Annotated in this window: 23 protein-coding genes; all 23 read right to left on the bottom strand. The window is 46.7% G+C overall.

All coding sequences use genetic code 11. From position 1 onward, the window contains the following. Position 1 precedes the first annotated feature (1 nt). Positions 2-1096 (bottom strand): 3-dehydroquinate synthase, encoded by a 1095-nt coding sequence (gene aroB / locus QF041_RS00910; RefSeq protein WP_036607679.1) that lies wholly within the window; start codon positions 1094-1096, stop codon positions 2-4. Between the two features lies 1 nt (position 1097). Beyond that, a complete protein-coding gene (gene aroC, locus QF041_RS00905) occupies positions 1098-2267 on the bottom strand; it encodes a chorismate synthase (protein ID WP_017687707.1) in 1170 nt (389 codons plus the stop codon). 178 nt (positions 2268-2445) lie between these two features. Further along, the gene (locus QF041_RS00900) at positions 2446-3240 is read right to left on the bottom strand and encodes a CheR family methyltransferase (protein ID WP_036607684.1); all 795 of its coding nucleotides are present in this window, start codon (positions 3238-3240) and stop codon (positions 2446-2448) included. A 25-nt stretch (positions 3241-3265) separates the two neighbouring features. After that, complete coding sequence (gene ndk / locus QF041_RS00895) at positions 3266-3709, bottom strand: nucleoside-diphosphate kinase (RefSeq protein WP_017687704.1); 444 nt, start codon at positions 3707-3709, stop codon at positions 3266-3268. A gap of 154 nt (positions 3710-3863) precedes the next feature. Further along, a complete protein-coding gene (locus QF041_RS00890) occupies positions 3864-4838 on the bottom strand; it encodes a polyprenyl synthetase family protein (protein ID WP_017687703.1) in 975 nt (324 codons plus the stop codon). 343 nt (positions 4839-5181) lie between these two features. After that, positions 5182-5802, bottom strand: coding sequence for a UbiX family flavin prenyltransferase (locus tag QF041_RS00885; protein WP_307410791.1), 621 nt, complete (start codon positions 5800-5802; stop codon positions 5182-5184). Beyond that, on the bottom strand, positions 5803-6669 hold the full coding sequence (locus QF041_RS00880; protein WP_307410788.1) for a UbiA-like polyprenyltransferase: 867 nt from the start codon (positions 6667-6669) through the stop codon (positions 5803-5805). Then, the gene (locus tag QF041_RS00875) at positions 6662-7390 is read right to left on the bottom strand and encodes a demethylmenaquinone methyltransferase (protein ID WP_017687700.1); all 729 of its coding nucleotides are present in this window, start codon (positions 7388-7390) and stop codon (positions 6662-6664) included. The genes QF041_RS00880 and QF041_RS00875 overlap by 8 nt, the downstream gene beginning before the upstream one ends. Positions 7391-7405: 15 nt before the next feature. Then, positions 7406-8269 carry a heptaprenyl diphosphate synthase component 1 gene (locus tag QF041_RS00870; protein WP_307410785.1) on the bottom strand — a complete coding sequence of 288 codons (864 nt, stop codon included), beginning with the start codon at positions 8267-8269 and terminating at the stop codon, positions 7406-7408. 101 nt (positions 8270-8370) lie between these two features. Beyond that, positions 8371-8922 (bottom strand): hypothetical protein, encoded by a 552-nt coding sequence (locus QF041_RS00865; RefSeq protein ID WP_307410782.1) that lies wholly within the window; start codon positions 8920-8922, stop codon positions 8371-8373. A 121-nt stretch (positions 8923-9043) separates the two neighbouring features. Further along, entirely contained in the window at positions 9044-9265 is a 222-nt protein-coding gene (gene mtrB, locus QF041_RS00860) for a trp RNA-binding attenuation protein MtrB (protein ID WP_017687697.1), read from the bottom strand. Between the two features lie 169 nt (positions 9266-9434). Beyond that, on the bottom strand, positions 9435-9707 hold the full coding sequence (locus QF041_RS00855) for an HU family DNA-binding protein (protein WP_024630670.1): 273 nt from the start codon (positions 9705-9707) through the stop codon (positions 9435-9437). Positions 9708-9924: 217 nt separating this feature from the next. After that, the gene (locus QF041_RS00850) at positions 9925-10911 is read right to left on the bottom strand and encodes an ABC transporter permease (RefSeq protein ID WP_017687695.1); all 987 of its coding nucleotides are present in this window, start codon (positions 10909-10911) and stop codon (positions 9925-9927) included. Further along, positions 10908-12425: a sugar ABC transporter ATP-binding protein gene (locus tag QF041_RS00845; protein WP_307410778.1), complete on the bottom strand. Its 1518-nt coding sequence runs from the start codon at positions 12423-12425 to the stop codon at positions 10908-10910. The genes QF041_RS00850 and QF041_RS00845 overlap by 4 nt, the downstream gene beginning before the upstream one ends. 114 nt (positions 12426-12539) lie before the next feature. Further along, positions 12540-13637 (bottom strand): sugar ABC transporter substrate-binding protein, encoded by a 1098-nt coding sequence (locus tag QF041_RS00840; RefSeq protein ID WP_036672016.1) that lies wholly within the window; start codon positions 13635-13637, stop codon positions 12540-12542. Between the two features lie 219 nt (positions 13638-13856). Continuing rightward, on the bottom strand, positions 13857-15335 hold the full coding sequence (gene spoIVA / locus QF041_RS00835) for a stage IV sporulation protein A (protein ID WP_036607700.1): 1479 nt from the start codon (positions 15333-15335) through the stop codon (positions 13857-13859). 453 nt (positions 15336-15788) lie between these two features. After that, complete coding sequence (locus tag QF041_RS00830; RefSeq protein WP_307410775.1) at positions 15789-16568, bottom strand: hypothetical protein; 780 nt, start codon at positions 16566-16568, stop codon at positions 15789-15791. A gap of 46 nt (positions 16569-16614) precedes the next feature. Beyond that, positions 16615-16965 (bottom strand): 2Fe-2S iron-sulfur cluster-binding protein, encoded by a 351-nt coding sequence (locus tag QF041_RS00825; RefSeq protein ID WP_307416863.1) that lies wholly within the window; start codon positions 16963-16965, stop codon positions 16615-16617. Positions 16966-16982: 17 nt separating this feature from the next. Then, on the bottom strand, positions 16983-17600 hold the full coding sequence (locus tag QF041_RS00820; protein WP_307410772.1) for a hypothetical protein: 618 nt from the start codon (positions 17598-17600) through the stop codon (positions 16983-16985). Between the two features lie 83 nt (positions 17601-17683). Next, the gene (locus tag QF041_RS00815; RefSeq protein ID WP_017687688.1) at positions 17684-17863 is read right to left on the bottom strand and encodes a DUF2768 family protein; all 180 of its coding nucleotides are present in this window, start codon (positions 17861-17863) and stop codon (positions 17684-17686) included. Positions 17864-18036: 173 nt separating this feature from the next. Then, positions 18037-18312: a stage VI sporulation protein F gene (locus QF041_RS00810; RefSeq protein ID WP_017687687.1), complete on the bottom strand. Its 276-nt coding sequence runs from the start codon at positions 18310-18312 to the stop codon at positions 18037-18039. A 103-nt stretch (positions 18313-18415) separates the two neighbouring features. Next, complete coding sequence (locus QF041_RS00805) at positions 18416-19456, bottom strand: NAD(P)H-dependent glycerol-3-phosphate dehydrogenase (protein ID WP_307410768.1); 1041 nt, start codon at positions 19454-19456, stop codon at positions 18416-18418. Beyond that, complete coding sequence (gene plsY, locus QF041_RS00800) at positions 19449-20072, bottom strand: glycerol-3-phosphate 1-O-acyltransferase PlsY (RefSeq protein WP_076209908.1); 624 nt, start codon at positions 20070-20072, stop codon at positions 19449-19451. The genes QF041_RS00805 and plsY overlap by 8 nt, the downstream gene beginning before the upstream one ends. Positions 20073-20076: the final 4 nt, after the last annotated feature.

Raw genomic sequence — 20076 nt, 5'->3', positions numbered from 1 at the left:
GTTATTCTCCCTTCCTGAGCATTTCAATGACGTCCCGAACTGCCGACACAGGTACGTCCTTCACAATTCTTGCAGCCCCAATCCGATCAGGAATGATAAACACCATATGACCTTCACGGAACTTTTTGTCATGCATCATCGCTTCCATTAATGCATCCGTGTCGAGATGCGCAGGCATCGTTGTTGGAAGGCGAAGTGAACGCAACATGCGGACTGTATCTTCATAGAGCCCTGCTGGCGCACCAAGCTTCTCACCAAGCAATGCTGATCCAGCCATACCGATCGAGATCGCTTCTCCGTGCAGGAATTCTCCATAACCGGCAATCGCTTCAATGGCATGACCAATCGTATGTCCCAGGTTCAACAACGCACGTTCTCCATTTTCACGTTCGTCTCTGGATACAATCTCTGCCTTAATGCCACATCCACGCTCCAAGCCGTATCCAAGTGCTTCCGGATTAAGCGCAAGCAGTTCTTCCGCATGTTCCTCACACCAATGTGCAAAAGCCTCATCACGGATCAGTCCGTGCTTCAACATCTCTGACAACCCTGCCGATACATCTCGTGGCGGCAAGGATTGAAGTGTGTCCACATCATAGAGTACAAGCTCGGGCTGGTGGAATGCACCGATCATATTTTTGGCCAGCGGATGATTGACAGCCACCTTGCCGCCTACACTGCTGTCATGCGCCAAAATCGTTGTAGGTACTTGAACAAACTTGATTCCACGCATATATGTAGCGGCAACAAAGCCAGCCAGATCACCTACGACACCACCACCTAGGGCCAGAATCGCAGAACTCCGATCCAGTTTACCTTCGATCGCAACGGTCATCATATCCTGGTACACCGAAAGGGATTTCGATGTTTCACCAGAGGGCACAACCGCCGATACGACTGTATAACCAGCCGTACGCAGCGTTTGCTCCAAACCTGACAAGTATTTGGGAGCCACATTTTCATCTGTAATGATGAGTAGCGGACTTTTTTTGGTCAAGCCATATTGCTCAAAATATTGAGGAGCTTGTGCCAATAAGCCGCTGCCAATCAGAATCGGATATGAGCGTTCCTCCAACTGTACCGTCAGCTGACGCATATTAGTAATTCTCCAGTTGAGCGTTATAACTAGCAACATTGGCACGGATCTCTTCCATGGAATCCCCGCCGAATTTTTCCAGGAATGCTTTGGCAATTTCCCACGCTACAACATGCTCCATAACCACACTCGCTGCTGGTACAGCACAAGCGTCCGAGCGCTCAACCTGAGCCGTAAATGCTTCTTTTGTATCGATATCGACACTTTGCAGTGGCTTATACAACGTTGGGATCGGCTTCATCACACCACGTACAACGACTGGCATACCGTTTGTCATACCACCTTCGAATCCACCCAGACGGTTAGTTGCCCGGTGGTAGCCGCGCTCATCCGTATGCATGATTTCATCATGCACCTGTGATCCCCGAATGACTCCGGCTTCGAATCCGATACCAATCTCTACACCTTTGAATGCATTAATGGACATTACGCCTTGAGCGATTCGTGCATCCAGCTTGCGATCGTATTGAACATAACTACCAAGACCAATAGGTACACCTTCAACGATACATTCCACTATTCCTCCGATGGAATCGCCTTCTTGTTTAATCTGGTCGATGTAGGCTTCCATCTTCTTCTCTGTCTCAGCATCCGTAACACGTACAGAGGAAGCTTCTGTCACTGCGATCAGTTCATCAATCGGAAGGTCCTGATACGGAGCTTCGATCTCTCCAATACGAAGTACACGTCCAGCTACCTTGATTCCAAATTCAGCCAGGAATTGACGTGCAATGGCACCACATGCCACACGTACCGTTGTCTCACGTGCACTGGAGCGCTCCAGTACGTTACGCAAGTCTTTAAGATTATACTTGAGTCCACCGTTCAGATCAGCGTGTCCGGGACGAGGACGATGAACGCGACGTTTCTCTTCATCACTGCCTTCAATCGGCTCAATATTCATAATATTCTGCCAATGTTTCCAGTCGTTATTTTGAACAACCAGCGCTACCGGAGCACCTGTTGTATATCCGTGACGGATACCACCAACAAAATTCGCCTGATCCTTCTCGATCTGCATCCGGCGTCCACGGCCATATCCCTTTTGGCGGCGGTGAAGCTGGAAATTCAGTTCTTCAAAGTCAATCGTCAAATTACTTGGCAATCCTTCAATAATAGCGGTCAATTGGGGTCCGTGCGTCTCCCCTGCGGTTAAATAGCGTAAACTCATAATACGTTCCCCCTTTAAACTGTTAAACTTCACATTGCTAAAATCCCATAATTTCTTTGCTTATTATAGTATAGCTGACCGGCTTTGACAAGAAAGTCGGCGCTTTCTTGTACTTGGTATACAAATAACCGCCTGAACACATGTACATGTGCTTCAGACGGCTCAACAACCATTATCATTATTTTTTCCGATAGAAGAATGTCTCTGCTGTCTCCAGACCATATTGTCCCGGGGAGAAGATCTGCTCCGTACTGCCCACAAACAAAATACCGCCTGGACGCAAACTTGCTGCAAATTTGTGATACAACAGGTTTTTGGCTTCCTCAGTAAAATAGATCATGACATTTCGGCACACAATCAGATCGTACCCATCGTCAAAACGGTCCACCAGCAAATTTTGTTTCATGAACTTGATCGAATTTTTGAGTTGCTCATCAATACGGTATACCAAGCCATCCTGCTTGAAGTAACGGTTCGCCGTTTCCTTTGGCACATCCTTAAGTGAGCGTTCCATATAACGCCCTTCCTTGGCTTTGGCCAATGCACCTTCATCCAGATCACTTGCCGTAATGGAGCTGTCCTTCAAAATACCCATCGTGTCCAGAATCATGGCGAGTGTATAAGGTTCTTCACCTGTTGAACAGGCTGCACTCCAAACTTTAGCACGACGCTTGGACCCCAGCAGCTCAGGCAGGATCTCGTCCCGCAGCACTTCCCAACGATTGGGATTACGCCAGAATTCCGACACGTTAATCGTCATACGATCAAGGAACTCGTAGAACAATGTTTTATCTTTCTGCATAGCTTCAAAAAAGTTAGAAAATGTATGAAACCCGTTTTTGTTGCGAAGTGTGGTCAGCCTTCTTTTCATCTGGCCTTCCTTGTATTGAGCAAGATCAATGCCTGTGCTCTCTTTGATTTTACGAATGAATCCGGTGTAATCCGGGTCTAGTAGTTGTTCTTGCTCCAGCATCGTGTATCACCCTTTTGGCTAATAATTACAACCAGGCTGCGATGCTCTTGTCGTATACCACCAGTTCATCTGAAGCAAAGAAATTTGCTGCTTCACGGGAAGCACTTTCCGGCGAATCTGCCCCATGAATCAGATTATGTGGTGTGTGGCTGGCGAAGTCTCCGCGAATGGTACCTGGAGCTGCTTCCTTCACATTGGTTTTTCCGATGACGATGCGCGCAAGCGCCACAATATCGTCCCCTTCCCACACCATGGCAAATACAGGCCCAGATGTGATAAAACGAACCAAATCATCGAAAAACGGTTTGCCCTCATGTTCAGCATAATGGCGTTTTGCCTGATCCTCAGACATCTGCACCAATTTGCCTGCCACCAACTTAAATCCTTTGTCTTCCAGACGGCTAATAATTCGACCGATCAATCCACGCTGCACACCATCCGGCTTCACCATCAAAAATGTACGATCCATCAGCTCACTCCTCACTCACGGTTCAAAGTTAATCACTATGTAAACGCAATCCCTATGATTGTAACATACATGTCCAAATCCTCCCAATGAGGAATCTCACAGTTCTGTTCATCTTTGGGTATGAGCAATCCGAGAGTCGAAGGTCATACAAAGTTTAATGCGTACGTTTAACCACAAAATGAGCGATATCACGCAGGTTTTTGGTCGTCTTGATGTTAGGTAGCTGATCGAGAGCATCGAGCGCTTTCTTCATATATCGGTCAGCAAGGGCTTCTGCTTTAGCAATTCCTTGACTTTGGCGAATCATTCCAATTGCATCCGATGCACTTGCCCGTCCTTCTTCATGCTGGACACGGGAAATCTCCTTAAGCAAAGGTTCCCGCAGATCGGATTCTTCCAGGGCATAAAGTACAGGAAGAGTAATATTCCCTTGCTTCATGTCACTGCCAGGTGGCTTCCCAAGTTGTTTCTCGGTACCTACCAGATCAAGTACATCATCTTGAATCTGGAAGGCCATCCCCACATTGTATCCGTACGTATACAGCAGGGAAGATACATGCTCAGGCGCACGTGTAGCCAATGCCCCTAACTGACAGCTAACCGCAATCAGAAGTGCTGTTTTGCGGCGAATCCGCAGCAGATAGTTACGAACACTTTGTCCCGTATTGAAAAAGTCGCGAATTTGCTCCATCTCACCAATGGACATCTGTACCATAGCTTTGGCAAGGATACGATGAATCGCTGGATCGGATAATCCGGCAGTCATTTCAAGTGCCTTACCGTAGATATAGTCTCCTGTGTACATGGCAATCCGATTATCCCATTTTGACTTCACCGTAGGTTTGCCTCGGCGTGTCTCCGCATTATCAATAACATCATCGTGAACGAGGGATGCCGAATGAATGAGTTCCAGCGGAACCGCAACCAGCTTCAGACGTTCAATGTCGTATGTACCAAATTTCCCACCCAGTAACACAAAAACGGGCCGTAACCGTTTTCCTCCTGCTTTGAGCAAATGAAGTGACGTTTCACTCAGCAGCTTCTGTTCTCCTCGAACACTGCGATACAATTCTTTCTCAATGTAATCCATGTCCTTTTTTAACAACCCGAAAATATCCAATAGTTTCATTCGTTCACCCGTATCAGCGTATTGTCAGTCCATAAATTCATGCTTACCTTCCCCTCCAGCAAGTCGGGCCTGCAGGCATTACGAAAAACCCGGCTTACCGTTCTTGCTTGTTTTTTTCTATAAGGTAATCTAACGTATTTTTCTTCTCCGAATGTCATAGCCGACACCCGAAAATTAAACTCTGCGACTTGTTCTGAAACAAAATACAGAAGTTGCCGGAGCATGGGTCAAGACTGTGGTTCATGAAGACTCACCATCAGCACTCACCAATACCCCGGGATTCGGGGGACAAATAAACCGAGCAACACTTTGGCAAAAAACAGCCTTGTATCGAACTCAGTCGTTATCCCCGTTCATCCGGTTCTCCCCATCTTGTAAACAGTTGATGTGGGATGCGCAAGCTATCCAGCACTTTCCCCACCAAAAACAGAATCAACTCATCCATAGTCTGAGGTTTGTAATAAAAAGCAGGCATAGCCGGTATCATTCGTACACCAAGACGAGAAAGCTTCAGCATGTTCTCCAGATGGATTGCATGAAGAGGCGTCTCACGTGGTACGAGTATCAATGTTCTTCCCTCTTTCATCATAACATCGGCTGCGCGAGACATCAGATTATCCGATGATCCCTGCGCGATGGACGAAAGAGTTCCCATCGAACATGGCATGATAATCATGCCGTCGGCCAGATAAGAACCACTTGCAATGGAGGCCCCTATATCACTCACAGGATGATAGATCAGAGAACCGGCACGGTTGCCGAATTTTTCTTCCAGCACCGCGTCCCGATTCGTCACATCCCAGTCCAATTCTTCTTTCAGTACACGCCACCCTGCATTGGATATGACCAGATGAACGTGATATTCCAAATCAAGCAGCGTTTCAATTAATCGAATGCCATATATGCTGCCACTCGCTCCGGTAATTCCGACAACCAGTCGTTTATTGTCCGGCTGCTGCACCATTTATTTCACCGCCAGATCAATCAGAGTGAAAGTAAATACGATTATACTAAGCAAACTGTTCATGGTAAAAAACGCCGTTTGAACACGGCTCATATCATTAGGCGATACAATATAGTGTTGATAGAACAGAATTCCATACGTCACCAACATGCCTGCGCCATACCACCAGCTCAGATCTGTCATCAACAATAACGCAAGAAAACCAATTGCAGTAATCACATGGAAGAACTTAGCGATCTGCAAGGATTTAACCAGGCCAAAACGGGAAGGTATGGAGTGAAGGCCCTCTCCCTGATCGAATTCCAGATCCTGACATGCATAGATAATATCAAAGCCCGCTGTCCAGAACACAATCGTAACGTACAGCACAATCGCTGTCCAATCCATCGTTCCTGTTACAGCTACCCAGCCACCAAGTGGTGCCAAACCAATCGTCATTCCGAGAACAATGTGGCATAACCATGTGAATCGTTTGGTGTACGAATACAGTACCAACATAAACACTGCAATAGGCAACAGCTGCATGGATAATACATTAAGATTGGATGAGGCCCAGAATAACAATATAAATGAGATAATGACAAATATAACAACTTCCCCATTTTTCAACAGTCCTGCCGGGATGGCTCTCATCGCGGTACGCGGGTTTTTGCCATCAATCGCTTGGTCAATAATTCGGTTCAAACCAAAAGCCGCACTACGTGCGCCGACCATCGCAAGCAATACCCACATGATCTGCATCCAGCTTGGGAAGGTATCATTCACTACCATGGAGCCGAGGATCGCCCCCATAAATGCAAAAGGTAAAGCAAAAAGCGTGTGTTCAATCTTGATCATTTCTAAAAAGATGCGAATTTTCCTAAACATGCTGATTCTCCTTGGTTCCAATATGCAGTGCCGCTATACCTCCGGTCAGAGGGTAGGCCTGCACTTGTTGTAATCCAGTTTCTGCAAAAATATCTGCCAGTTCCTGCCTTCCCGGAAAAATGGCCAGTGAGTCCGGCAGCCATTTGTACTGCTCAAAACTTTTAGCAAACACTTTGGCAAGATTCGGTAAAACCTTCTCAAAATAAAAATAATAAATGCCTTTGAACGGCTGCCATGTTGGCTTGGACAATTCCAGGCACACAACCATACCGCCCGGTTTGACCACGCGTTTCATTTCAGACAACACTTGTCTGAGATCAGGTACATTACGCAGCCCGAACCCGATCGTCACATAATCAAATGAATTGTCTTCATAAGGAAGTGACATGGCATTTCCCTGTGTCAGGGTAATCTGCTTTTGACGTTGCACCGCATTGATCTTTGTCTGGCCGACCTCCAGCATGTTGCTGCTAAAATCAAGTCCGTGCATGTGCCCCGTTTCACTTGCTTCTGCCATAGCAAGCGTCCAGTCACATGTGCCGCAGCACAAATCAAGACCGGTATCGCCTTTGGACATATTCATCTTTTTCATGGTGAATTTACGCCAAGCCTTATGCCTGCGGAAACTTAGAATATCATTCATGACATCATATTTTCCGGCTATACTCTGAAAAACCGAATGGACATATTCTTCTTTCGGTTTGGTCTCTCCGCTCCCCATTCGTCTGTCTCCCCCTCAATCTTCCCTTACTGCCGCATGTGAAGGCTGCAAATATGCCAAGTAAGGCTCTAGAATTGCATGTATCTCCTGCAAGCCCATCCGCCCTTCCTCGTCTTGCAACAACAGTTGAATGCGGTGTGTACACTCGCGAAGCTTGTCCAGCAAAACCTCGCCAACCCTATGCTTCAGCACCATAGCGTTCCATGCACGTGCATCCGGTTCAGACTGACGCAACACATTGCGCTCATCGTCATTACCATGCTCGTATATGTGCCAATATGCATAGCTGTGAAGATATTGTTTTGCGTCACTCATCCGCTTCAGTTCTTCCACGATCGTTTCGCAGGAGCTGAATTCGGTCAACAGGCTGTTCCATAATGACTCTTCGTTGTGTTGAATCATGCCTGTAAATGAAAGAAACAGCTGCATCCTCAGCTGTACCGTTTCACGCAAGTATTCATCAGCCGAAACGAGAAGCTTCTTCATCCGTTCATACAGCGTCATCTTGCGTGCGTTCACTCCGGATACAGCACCACTGAGTTTGCCAATCATTTCAATTCTGCCCGCTTGGGCAAGCAATTGATAAAAACGGCTACTTAAATAATCCCCGGCGAGTACATTCAACTGGCGTGAACGCATCTCCTGCTCTCTCCGCTCACCGGAAATGGTATCGATTCGATCATGCGTATCCATGGCCAACTGAACGAGCGAAGTTGCAAGAGCATATAACTCTTGATGCACCTTTTCGTCTGTGCGGCCCACAAATACCTGCAACAGACGTGCCCGGCTATCGGGAAATGATGGGATTTCCGTATGTTGTCGAATCATGTCGTAATCCGTATATTTCTTTGCTAGTTGGGGTACGCGATATGAATTCATTCTCAGCCTCCGAGCCTTAACATTGTTAAACCATTTCTGCACTACAATCTTATATATTATAGCATATGTTGAACGGGCACGCACTGAATCCTGCTATTCTATTACCCCTGACTTGTCATTTCGAATTGCTTCTTCCAGAGTTCGGTCTCCATCAAATGAAACCAGTCCTTCAATTCATCTGAAAAGGCCGCACTTTTCCAGTTCCGTAATGTTTCGATCGCATACAGAGGCCACTCTCCACGCCGAATATCAGCAGCAAGTAACAGATGACGTTTATGCATCCATTCATCTTCTGCCATTATACGTAGCAGCACCTGATCCACATTATCCAGACTCCGGAAGCCCAGATCTGCCACAGCTGCCATGTTCTCATAGATTTCAGTGTAACTTGTACCCGTTCCTTTAACTTTGAGGTCCAGTGTCAAAATGGACTGTTTCCATTCCACTCTTGCAATGGGAGTTGATAGTTGCATGGAGCTTAGCACATCAACCAGATTGTCATTCGTCAGCTGAACTGGATGATGTGATGCAGAGGCAGGCTGTACGTTGTCCCCGCCCCATGTACGCATATGTAAGGTTTGTATCGCAACAAGCAGAAAGACCGCCGCAACCGTTGCCAGCATTGAAGCAGTAACAATCATCCGCGGTTTCATATACGCCTCCCTGCCTTTACCTGTTAGTGTAGTCTGTCCGGTAAAGGCTCATACCTCATTGTACAATGAAAAAAAGCAGGCTATGCCTGCAATCTTCATTTGAATATATTCAATCTGTACATTACTCCGATTCAATCTGTCCATGCTTGGTAATCAGCGTGGCTTTGCCCCGGATTTTAATAGCTGAAGTATGGGTGGTAAATTGGGCAAACATCACTTCACCCTTGTCCAATTTCTCGGTGTGGTGAAAACGTGTATCCTGACCTCGGGTTAATCCGATCACCTGGACACCATTTTCCTCTGCCTTAATTACAATATAATCATTGCCGGTTGGATGATCCATCACGCATGTCCCCTTCTTTAGTTCGATAGCGTTAATGATGATTAAGATTGTTTCATTTGTCAACCTGCGCCTTATACGAATGAACCGTAAGAATCATCATTAAAGGGCAAAAGAAAAGGCCGTGAACAAGTCACGGTCTTTTTGTCGACATATGGAATATGTAGAAATCTTATTTAATTCCGTCTTTGAGCGCTTTACCTGGTTTGAATGCAGGAATTTTGCTCGCAGGAATTTCGATTTCTTCACCTGTTTGCGGGTTGCGTCCTTTACGTGCAGAGCGCTCGCGAACTTCGAAGTTCCCAAAACCAACCAATTGTACTTTATCTCCGCTTTGAAGAGCCTCAGAGATTGCTTCGAATACGGCATCAACCGCTTTCGTTACATCTTTCTTGGACAATTCAGTCGCTTCAGATACGTGTGTAATCAAGTCTGATTTGTTCATTTGTTTTTCACCTCCTGTATCAATGTCCTGAATGTTATACTGTGTTTCCGTTTTATAGCGAAATATACGTTCATACGCAAAAAATCTACGTACATCTTGAGCGCTGAACACAAATCTCCGCCTGCGGTCAACAGTCATTTTCGGCAGAATATCGTCTGAAACCACGGGCATTTCAGACGCCGAACAAATTTCATACTAATACAGACAGCCCACAATTTCAAGTCCGGTTGCGGTTTAAGACGTAAAATGTAACCGCCAAGGCAAGCACGAGAACCCCACCTTTTACAATATCATGTGTGAAATACTGTACGTTCATCATCGTTAAACCGTTCACAAGTACACCAATCAGAACCGAACCAATGAAGGTTCCGATGACATTTGGTTTACCCGCACCAAACACAGAGAAACCGACAAATACTGCAGCTACGGATTCCATTAACAACGGTGATCCCGCGTCAATTTGCCCAGATCCTACTTTGGAAGCATAGATGATACCCCCGATTGCTGCAAACACTCCAGCGGCTACATAGGCGAGTGTACGCACCTTTTTCACCTTGATTCCAGACAACCGTGCAGCTTCCTCATTACCACCTGTAATGTACATCTGGCGACCATATTTCGTATACGTCAAAAAGATATGCACACCTATTACCGCAATAAGTAGCATGATTACCGATATCGGCATACCAAGCCATTTACCCTGCCCTATTAGCAGGAATGTCGGGTCCATCTCTCCCGCAGCTTTGCTCCCGTCAGGGAACTGCATGTGATTGTAAATGGTATATCCCTGTGCATACGTTTTGTGAATACCTCCGATGATGTACATCGTGGCAAGGGTTGCGAGCAAATCCGGAATACGCAATTTTACAATGAGCAAAGCGTTCAGTAAACCAATAACAGCCCCGATAATCAGTGGCACGATAATGACGATCGCCAGTGGTTGTTGATACCAAATCATTAACGAAGCAGTAACGACGGTAGTTAATGAGACAGTCGCCCCAACCGAAAGATCAAACCCATCAACAATGAGAGATAACGTAACACCGATCGCTACAAACGTAACGATAGAGATCGAGCCCAAAATATCGGTCAAGTTACTGTACGTAAAGAAATAAGGCAATTTAATGCCAAAAAATGCGATAACACCTATGATGACTATAATCGCCCCGTAACGGAACGCAAAATCCAGTGATTTATCCTTCATGATTGCACCTCTTGTCCACCGCTTGCATAGTATAGCAGCTGTTCTTGGTTAGTTTCGCCTCGTTTGAACTCTTTCACGATAACACCCTCGCACATGACAGCGATTCGGTCACCAATTCCCATGCCTTCATCCAGTTCACAGGTGAAATAGATTACACCCTTGCCCGCCAAAGCCAGTTCATTGATGATGCGGAAAATGTCACTTTTTGCCCCTATATCTACGCCTTTGGTTGGCTCATCAAATATAAATACATCCGCATCCGCATTAAGCCATTTACCAATCGCTACCTTCTGCTGATTACCACCGCTTAAATATTTCACTTCCTGTTTCACGGACGATGTTTTAATTCCAAGTTGTTTCACCAATGACTCTGCATTCAGACGTTCCCGCTTACGGCTTACGAAACCTAATGTACTAAGACGGCTTAGCAAAGGTAGACTTAAATTCCGTTCCACGTTCTCCTGAATCAGGATTCCTTGTTTACGTCGCTCCTCCGGTACAGAAACAATCCCCAGAGCCGCCGCATCCGCAGGTTGAGACAGGCGGAGATTACGGTTGTTAAGCCGGATCTCGCCTCCCTCCAGCCGATCTGCACCAATCAGCAAACGAGAGCTTTCCGTTTTACCCGCGCCTACCAGACCCACCACAGCGAGGACTTCACCTCGGCGTACAGAGAGGTCAACACCTTTGACTTTCACTCCACGACGAAGCCCACGTGCCTCCAACAGCAGCTCCCCCACGGGCGCTTCCGTCTTTGGAAACTCTTCTTCGAATGGTTTGCCCAGCATCTGAGTAACCAAATCTTTGATCGTCAGTCCCTTTGCTTCACCGGTAAATACATGCTGCCCATCTCTCATAACCGTAACGCGATCACAGTGACCCGTCACTTCAGCAAGACGATGGGTAATGAAAATACAGGCTACGCCCCGCTCCTTCAGGAGATGAACAATCCGGAAAAATGCACCTGTTTCTTCCTGGCTCAGCGGTGCAGTCGGTTCATCAAAAATGATGACTTTGGCATCCTGGATCAAAATCCGTGCCAGCAGTATCATCTGTTTTTCAGCAAGTGTCAGATCGGCCACTTTTTGGTGAACAGATATGTCTGCTCCTAATTGCTTCAACGCCTCAACCGCACGCTGTTGCAGTTTTCGTGGACTTTTCCACCAACCTCCAGCAGATGAAGCCAACTGATCCAACATGATGTTCTCCGCAGCCGTCAGCTGTGGCACCAGTGCCGCATCCACTTCCTGATAGACACAGTGAATCCCACTTGCCTTAGCGTCTCCCGGAGAACTTAAATGAAGCGCTTGTCCACTCAATTGAATCGTCCCCTGATCCAATGGATAGGCACCGGACAGAATTTTCATTAACGTGCTCTTACCGGCACCATTGGCACCCAGCAGCGCATGAATCTCCCCACCTTTTACAGAGAAATCCACATCCTTCAGTGCAGGAATACCTGAAAACTGCTTGTGGATATGTTCCATTTGAAGCAGAATCGGTGCAGTGCTCATGATGTTAACCTCCAATCTTTCCCTTCCGGGAGCGTCCCTTTTTTCATCCAGACCACACATATCTTCATTTATGTTTGAAAAAGCGCGCCTTGCGGCGCGCTTCCCTTACGCTGCTTATTTAGCAGTAATTCCGTATTCGCTCATCCAGTCCTTGATTCCTTGTGTACTGCCACCCCAACCTTCAACGAACTCTGACAACTCCGAAGTGGAGATTTGTTTATCTGGCAGAGCTTCACGTTGAACATAGACCGGGTTAAGAACAACTGCATCTTCCGTTTCGTCCCCGTTCAGTTTTTGATAAGCATAACGTACCTGGACGCGACCAATATCCGTTGGATCAACAGCAGCAGAAGCTACCCAAGGATTTTTCGGGTCCTGAATCATTTGCAGGTCCTCGTCACTCATATCAATACCATACACTTTGATCTCATCACGTCCAGCTTGTTGAATCGCACGTGCTGCACCTTTGGCGAACTCATCCCATGCAGTCCATACAGCTGTAATCTCACCTTTTGGATATTGCTTGAGAATAGCTTCCATTTTGGCTTGAGTATCCAGCGCCGGGTTCTGTGCAGAACCGAATGTAGCTATTTCCTTGATGTCCGGATTTGCTTTCATGAATTCACCGTATGCGATCTGACGACGTTCCATCGGTGCGAAACCAGCTACCCATACTTTGACAATATTGCCTTGTCCATTGATATCTTTTTTCATTTGCTCCAGCGTCAGTTCAGCCATCTTCTGGTCATCCTGCGACAGGACTGTAGCTCCCGGAACACTAATAGCTGCGTCAAACACGACCACTGGAATATTCTGTTCTACTGCCTTTTTCACGCCTGGCTCTAATAGGGAATCACCGTGATCCGTGAGAATGGCATCAAATTTCTGGTTAATAGCGCTATCAAGCAAGGATACCATCTTTGCTTTGTCATTATCGGCAACAAACGTTGTCAGTTCTCCACCGAATTTTTCGATTTCTTCTTTTACACCCTGTACATATTGCTGCGAGAAAGTACCTGTATTGAATTCCATAATAAGTGCGATCCGTTTGCCACTTAGAGGGCCTGTGACTGCTTCCGTTTTTGGTGTATCATCTGATGCACCCGAAGCCGGAGTGGCTGCCGGTTCTTTTTTGATTCCGCAAGCGGACAACGCCAATGTAAATACTAATAACACACTCAACCATACCCATTTTGTCTCTTTTCTTTTCATCTCTGTATCCCCCTGTCCACTCTCTGTGATCTCGATCACAATAGTTGAATATTAATATAACGGCTAATCCCTAGTATGTAAATGGGTTTTAGCAATTTAAAGCTAAAACTCGCTAAGTTTTTTCGAAAGTACTATTCTTCCTATCCATTTCATCCAAAATAAAGAAATCACATAAAAAAGACCGCGAGGGGATGCCCCCCCTTACGGTCTTTTGATGTTTTACAGAATGATGGCGATCAAGCCGCCCGAACCTTCGTTAATGATTCTTCCCAGCGTCTCTTGCAATTTGTACCTTGCATTATCCGGCATCATGGCAATCTTGCCCTGAATCCCTTCTCGCACAATGGAGTGCAGTGAACGACCAAACATGTCTGAATCCCATACCTTGATCGGATCGTTCTCGAAGTCCTGCATCAGGTATCTCACCAGTTCCTCACTCTGCTTCTCTGTGCCGATGATTGGAGCGAACTCCGATTCCACATCAACCCGGATCATGTGAATGGACGGTGCCGTTGCTTTCAGGCGTACGCCAAATTTGGTGCCCTGACGAATGAGCTCAGGTTCATCCAGAGCCATCTCGGCGAGAGATGGAGCAGCAATGCCGTATCCGGTCGTTTTGACCATCTCCAGCGCTTCTGCAAAGCGGTCATACTCTCTCTTCGCATGCGAGAATTCCTGCATCAATTGCAGCAGATGATCCTTACCGCGAATCTCGATGCCAACCACTTCCACGAGAATCTGATCATACAGTTCATCCGGCGCGTACAGGTCAATTTCGGCTACACCCTGCCCCATATTCATGCCACTCAGGCCTGCGCGATCAATGAATTCATATTCCATGAACTGTGCGACAACCCGATCCACGTCACGAAGTCTGCGAATATCCTTAACGGTATCCCGTACGGAGTTTTCGTAGTTGCTACGCAGCCAGTGAGTCTCATTGAGTACCATAACCCAGCTCGGCAAGTTTACATTCACTTCATGCACAGGGAACTCATAGAGCACTTCACGAAGTACACCCGTCACATCATCTTCCGTCATGGTCGCTGCACTGAGTGTCATCACCGGAATGTCGTATTTGGCAGCAAGCTCACTACGCAATTGCAGGGCTTCTTCACTGCGAGGACGAGTGGAGTTGATGACCAGGACAAATGGTTTACCCACTTCTTTTAATTCCGCAATGACCCGTTCTTCAGATTCCACATAGGAGCTGCGGGCAATTTCGGCGATTGTGCCGTCTGTTGTTACCACAACACCCAGTGTAGAATGCTCCTGAATGACTTTGCGAGTACCAATCTCGGCGGCTTCCTGGAATGGAATTGGTTCCTCGAACCAAGGCGTGGAGATCATGCGTGGACCATTCTCATCCTCGTATCCCTTGGCTCCTTCCACCGCGTAACCTACACAATCCACAAGGCGCACATTGACATCGAGTCCTTCTGCCACCTTGATCTGGACTGCGTTATTTGGTACAAATTTTGGTTCGGTAGTCATGATGGTTTTACCTGCTGCACTCTGTGGAAGTTCATCCACTGCTCGACCACGGTCAGCCTCGTTAGTGATGTTTGGCAACACAATGGTTTCCATGAATCGTTTAATAAATGTTGATTTTCCCGTCCGGACTGCGCCGACAACCCCGAGATAAATATCCCCTCCGGTCCGCTCAGCTATGTCCTTAAAAATGTCCACTTTCTCCAATGAAATCCCCTCCCTAAATTACTCCGAAGGAAAAATGCTAAAGAGCATCCGCTTCGTTTTTTCAATCAGAAGACTGAAATCCCTGCAACGGTAGAGCCGCCTTTGTGAGTGCCCGGAAGTCGTCCGCCGCCGAACGTTGCATTCTGATGAAACCGGCGAGAGCGGCGTTAACTCGTACATGCAATTGGACTAGTATCATCTTATGTATCCGTATGCGGCAATATGACGCGTATTTTTGTTTTTTTATCTTATGGTGATGACATTAGGAGAATCCCCCGATCTCGGACTGAGCGTCTTTATTTCAATCTACTTTATGTGATCCGTGAAGCTTTTATGACGGTTATTGCTCATACTGACAAAAGAAAAAGAGATATCCCTTATTTGGAATATCTCTTTTTGAACCATTAGAGGCATGGTGGTCATACAGCTAAATCATTTGCATTGCAACCATGCTTATTTTATTGGCTGGGCAACCGGCGCATTATTTTGCCAAGCGTAGGGAACCGATTTAACGGGTACGAAGTAGGAGTGTTCCAACAGAAAATCCCTAACATCATCACTCTCCGCTGGAGACATGTCAGACTTTTCCACTGCCTGCATAATGTCAAAAGCATAATCTACATAGACCTTGCCTTCGTCATCCATCATAAAAGGTAAGGCCTGACCTGAATATACACTATTCAGCGTAATGGAAGGAGTACCTGCCTGAGCAGCCAGCTCTATATCCACAGCATATAACCCCGGATACAGTTCTTCCCCCTTTGGCAGCTTATTGTTATGTACGGACATATATTGATTAACCATTCGTTGCACATCGTTTACTTTCTGTACGGTCAGAAGGTCCATCACTTTAACGGTCGGATTCACTTCTTCGTCCTGAATAAGGAAGTAAGCGCTCCCACCGCTTTCAAAAGCAGTCCCCGGTATTTCATCCAGATACCCCAGTTGTTTCAACTTGGGCAGATCCACTCTGAACTTTTCATATTTTGGCGTATCCATATCTGCATTGATGATTGGCAAAATCCCCTCATCTTGCTGGAATGCCTCGACCGCACTCTGGATACGGCTCACACTTTCCCGATAGGCTATCTTAGGGTCCGAATTGCTCTGGGATGGATACATACAACCACTTGCTGTAAAAGCAAACAACAGGAATAACAGCAGACCGCCCGTCTGATGTTTCAGACGCTGCCGTCTGCTTCCTTCCACACAATTTGGCTTGTTCCTAATCATTCGTGTCCTCCTTGAATAACTCATTAGAGAATCAATTTCATAACGCTCAGAACCAGTCGTCTTCCTGTTGTTGACGTTCCAGTTGTTTCCGAATGGCTGCCTTCAGCGGGTCCTCTGGAACATGAACCGATAGAGTTCCACACACCTTGGCCTGACAGGACAGTCGTGTACCTGCTTCCAACAGTGAACCCAGCTTGCGCTTTTCTGCATCTGTTGGTGGATATAGTTCCGCCCGATGTTCTTCATCCACATTCACTTTACACATCAGGCAAGCCGCTTTACCATCACATCGAGTCGTAATCTTGACTCCAGCACGTCGTGCTGCATGCAAAAGTGTCACCCCTGGTTTGAGCGCTATCGATTTGTTCATAGGTAAAAAAGTAACTTTATAGTCCATCATTTTCCTCCCTCAACCTACTGGGGCCATGTAAAGCCAACAAGCTCTTCCACTTCGGCTCTGAAGCGACTTGTCCATACATTCTGTTGACTTAAAAGCATCATTATAGGTTGATGTGCATCTGGCTGCTCGCGCATCTGGCTAGCAATGGGGGCATAACGATCTTCACGACCTCGCAGCAGATTAAACAACAGCTCATGCGCAAGCGGCATCAGTCGCAGGGTATATGAACCCACTTGTGCTACTGGTGCATGCAGAGCAAGTACATGTTCAATCTCGATACGGTACCAACTTTTGCGAGCCCATATTTCGAAACCACCAACCAGTTCCAGCGCACATTCACCCACCTGATAGTGGCTCAGCAGAGAAGCATACGGTCCTGTCTTGTCCACTGTAGGCTCGTCAAGCATTTCCCCCGGAGCGCTACGGTGAAGTTCCTTAGCAGCGGCAACATCCGCATAGATATCAATATCTCTCGGAGCCTGTTGCAACTCCACCCCTTGAAGCAGCAACCCACAACTTCCTCCAAGTAACCATGTCTGCGGCTGTGTGTTCCAGGCTTTGGCCGTTTCCAGCAAAGCCGCGTGTAATTCCGGATAACGCTCTGTCCGACCCTCCGTATCATGCGGCCTCATAGGCTCACACTCCCCTCATCCGTGTTCATTGTGTCAGTTCTTATGATGTGCTTATGCGGATGTTATCTTTCAGGCATGGGAAATCAGGTCAGAGAAGCGATTCCACCGAAAAAGCCAATCAGCATAATCAAAAATGCAATTAGAGAAAGAATCCCCCGTACAATACCCTTTGTTTTGGCACGAGCAAACGTAATCAGGAATACAGATAATCCCATAATGAGGATGGCCACCAATGACAGCCACATCTTGTCCATTGCGCTCATAATCCAGCAGTCTCCCCTTCAGTCCGATATTCATCACTGACACTGTGACAATTGCAACCATTATAACACGAAATTCAGCTCAACTTTCCAAAAAAAAGACAAAAAAGCAAGCCGGCAGAAGCCGACTCGTCTTTTTGTCTTACTGGATCACCTGCACATGCAGGTGTGATCTATTATTTTTTCATCATCATTTTCATTAACGATTCCATACTGCTCGGATTCAATCCGCTTTTCTTGACCGCACTCACAATATCCTTAACCGTATCCTCAGATACCGGAACTTTCGCCATGGCGGATACTTGTTTGATCAACTGGCGCAACTGAGCTTCATTCTGAATCGTCGTTGGTTTCACCGTGCTTGCCAATTTCTTAACGGCACCTTCCGTTATCGTTTTACCCGTTTTCTTGTTGATTGCATTCAGTGCATCTTTGGAAATGTTGTTACCCATTCGTCTCCCCTCCTCCGGCAATACTCATGTGTATAGTATGAGTCTGCTACAGAAAAGGTGAATAAGCTTCTTATTTCACAAGGTACGTTTAGGGTGATTACAATCAGGAATGCCACTGCTCCCAGGTTTCAAGCTTCATGACTTCCATTTCAGTCTTCGGGTCACGTCCCATCAAAGCTTCAACCGCATCACGCGGCTGTCTCTCCTGGAATAAAACGTGATATAACTGATCCGCAATTGGCATTTGCACACCGTATTTTTGTGAGATGAAATAGGCAGCTTGCGTAGTTCGAATGCCTTCTACCACCATGCCCATAGACTTCAGAACATCATCCAACTTCTGTCCCTGACCCAACATGGAACCTGCTCTCCAGTTCCGACTGTGCTGACTTGTAGCCGTTACAACCAGATCCCCGATTCCAGCAAGTCCCGAAAACGTTAGCGGATTTGCTCCCATCTCAACACCAATACGTGTGATCTCAGCCAGACCGCGTGTTAGCAAAGCGGCTTTGGCATTATCACCAAATTGAAGACCATCCGACATACCTGCACCAAGAGCAATGATATTTTTGAATGCACCCGCCAGCTCAACACCGATCATATCCCGATTCGTGTAAACCCGGAAATAGGCATTCATAAACAAAGCTTGGGCAGACTCGGCAGATGCCTTATCCAGTGAAGCTACAACCACTGTCGTTGGACAACGCTTCACCACTTCTTCCGCATGGCTTGGGCCAGAAAGAACAACCACACGTCCTTCTTCACATTCAAGCTCTTCTGAAATGACTGTGGACATCCGTTTGAGGCTTTCTGTCTCAAAACCTTTGGTTGCATGAATGACTAACATCTCAGGCTTGTAATAAGCCTTAAGCTGGTTCGTAACTGCACGCATGGCTGATGAAGGCGCAACAATTAACACAGCTATAGCGCCTTCCACCGCAGCTTCCATATCAGTTGTTGCTTGAATCCGTGTTGAAAGCTCCGCATCCGGAAGATAGCGAGTATTAGTGTGCTTGTTATTGATTTCGTCAGCTTGGTCTTCACCACGTGTCCACATCATCACATCCAACTGATTGGCGGCGAGTACACTGGCCAGAGCTGTCCCCCAGCTTCCAGCGACCAGAACAGCAACTTTTTTAGACAACTCGTTTACCCCCTCCAGGGTTTTTCGATCCCAATTTATTTTCCTGTCCTTTGGCGAGCTTCGCAATATTGGTACGATGTCTCCAGAACGCAAACAGACAAATAATCAGACTCCCCCAGAAGATATTCATTGAATATCCGGGTAATACCAGAATAAAGATGGGTGTAAATGCTACAAAAATCAGAGACCCCAATGAAACATAGCGTGTCAATACAATAGACAGAATGGCGATCACCCCAGCACATAACGCAGGTAGGAAAGCAAGACTCACCAGAACACCAATGGCTGTGGCAATTCCTTTTCCTCCACGAAAATGGAAGTAAAGCGGCCAGTTATGTCCTGCAATGGCTGCTATACCACTGAGTGCAGGAATCCAGGCAGAACCGTCGCTCAGCCAAATTCCAATCCATACAGCTGCAACACCCTTAAGTACATCAAGTAACAGAACAGCAATTGCCGGTCCTTTACCCAAAATACGCAATGTATTGGTAGCTCCCGCGTTTCCGCTTCCGTGCTGACGAATATCGATCCCCCGTATCGCTTTGGCAAGGAGGACACTAAAGCTGATCGAACCGAGCAGATAACTCAGTACAATCGCTGCGATTTGTAAAATCACACAC

Origin of the sequence: Paenibacillus sp. W2I17, assembly GCF_030815985.1 — a bacterium.
GTDB lineage: Bacteria > Bacillota > Bacilli > Paenibacillales > Paenibacillaceae > Paenibacillus.
This window is presented reverse-complemented; position numbering and strand designations above follow the sequence as displayed.

Bases quoted from the DNA above. Each gene is read 5' to 3' on its own strand.
- QF041_RS00865 (WP_307410782.1), bottom strand. From the start codon at position 8,922: ATGAAACCGCGGATGATTGTTACTGCTTCAATGCTGGCAACGGTTGCG.
- QF041_RS00870 (WP_307410785.1), bottom strand. From the start codon at position 8,269: ATGAATTCATATCGCGTACCCCAACTAGCAAAGAAATATACGGATTAC.
- QF041_RS00825 (WP_307416863.1), bottom strand. From the start codon at position 16,965: ATGGACTATAAAGTTACTTTTTTACCTATGAACAAATCGATAGCGCTC.
- QF041_RS00845 (WP_307410778.1), bottom strand. From the start codon at position 12,425: ATGAGCACTGCACCGATTCTGCTTCAAATGGAACATATCCACAAGCAG.
- aroB (WP_036607679.1), bottom strand. From the start codon at position 1,096: ATGCGTCAGCTGACGGTACAGTTGGAGGAACGCTCATATCCGATTCTG.
- QF041_RS00810 (WP_017687687.1), bottom strand. From the start codon at position 18,312: ATGGGTAACAACATTTCCAAAGATGCACTGAATGCAATCAACAAGAAA.
- QF041_RS00830 (WP_307410775.1), bottom strand. From the start codon at position 16,568: ATGATTAGGAACAAGCCAAATTGTGTGGAAGGAAGCAGACGGCAGCGT.
- QF041_RS00840 (WP_036672016.1), bottom strand. From the start codon at position 13,637: ATGAAAAGAAAAGAGACAAAATGGGTATGGTTGAGTGTGTTATTAGTA.
- aroC (WP_017687707.1), bottom strand. From the start codon at position 2,267: ATGAGTTTACGCTATTTAACCGCAGGGGAGACGCACGGACCCCAATTG.
- mtrB (WP_017687697.1), bottom strand. From the start codon at position 9,265: ATGGATCATCCAACCGGCAATGATTATATTGTAATTAAGGCAGAGGAA.
- QF041_RS00820 (WP_307410772.1), bottom strand. From the start codon at position 17,600: ATGAGGCCGCATGATACGGAGGGTCGGACAGAGCGTTATCCGGAATTA.
- ndk (WP_017687704.1), bottom strand. From the start codon at position 3,709: ATGGATCGTACATTTTTGATGGTGAAGCCGGATGGTGTGCAGCGTGGA.
- QF041_RS00850 (WP_017687695.1), bottom strand. From the start codon at position 10,911: ATGAAGGATAAATCACTGGATTTTGCGTTCCGTTACGGGGCGATTATA.
- QF041_RS00900 (WP_036607684.1), bottom strand. From the start codon at position 3,240: ATGCTGGAGCAAGAACAACTACTAGACCCGGATTACACCGGATTCATT.
- QF041_RS00855 (WP_024630670.1), bottom strand. From the start codon at position 9,707: ATGAACAAATCAGACTTGATTACACACGTATCTGAAGCGACTGAATTG.
- QF041_RS00890 (WP_017687703.1), bottom strand. From the start codon at position 4,838: ATGAAACTATTGGATATTTTCGGGTTGTTAAAAAAGGACATGGATTAC.
- QF041_RS00815 (WP_017687688.1), bottom strand. From the start codon at position 17,863: ATGAGCGCAATGGACAAGATGTGGCTGTCATTGGTGGCCATCCTCATT.
- QF041_RS00885 (WP_307410791.1), bottom strand. From the start codon at position 5,802: ATGGTGCAGCAGCCGGACAATAAACGACTGGTTGTCGGAATTACCGGA.
- QF041_RS00875 (WP_017687700.1), bottom strand. From the start codon at position 7,390: ATGGGGAGCGGAGAGACCAAACCGAAAGAAGAATATGTCCATTCGGTT.
- QF041_RS00880 (WP_307410788.1), bottom strand. From the start codon at position 6,669: ATGTTTAGGAAAATTCGCATCTTTTTAGAAATGATCAAGATTGAACAC.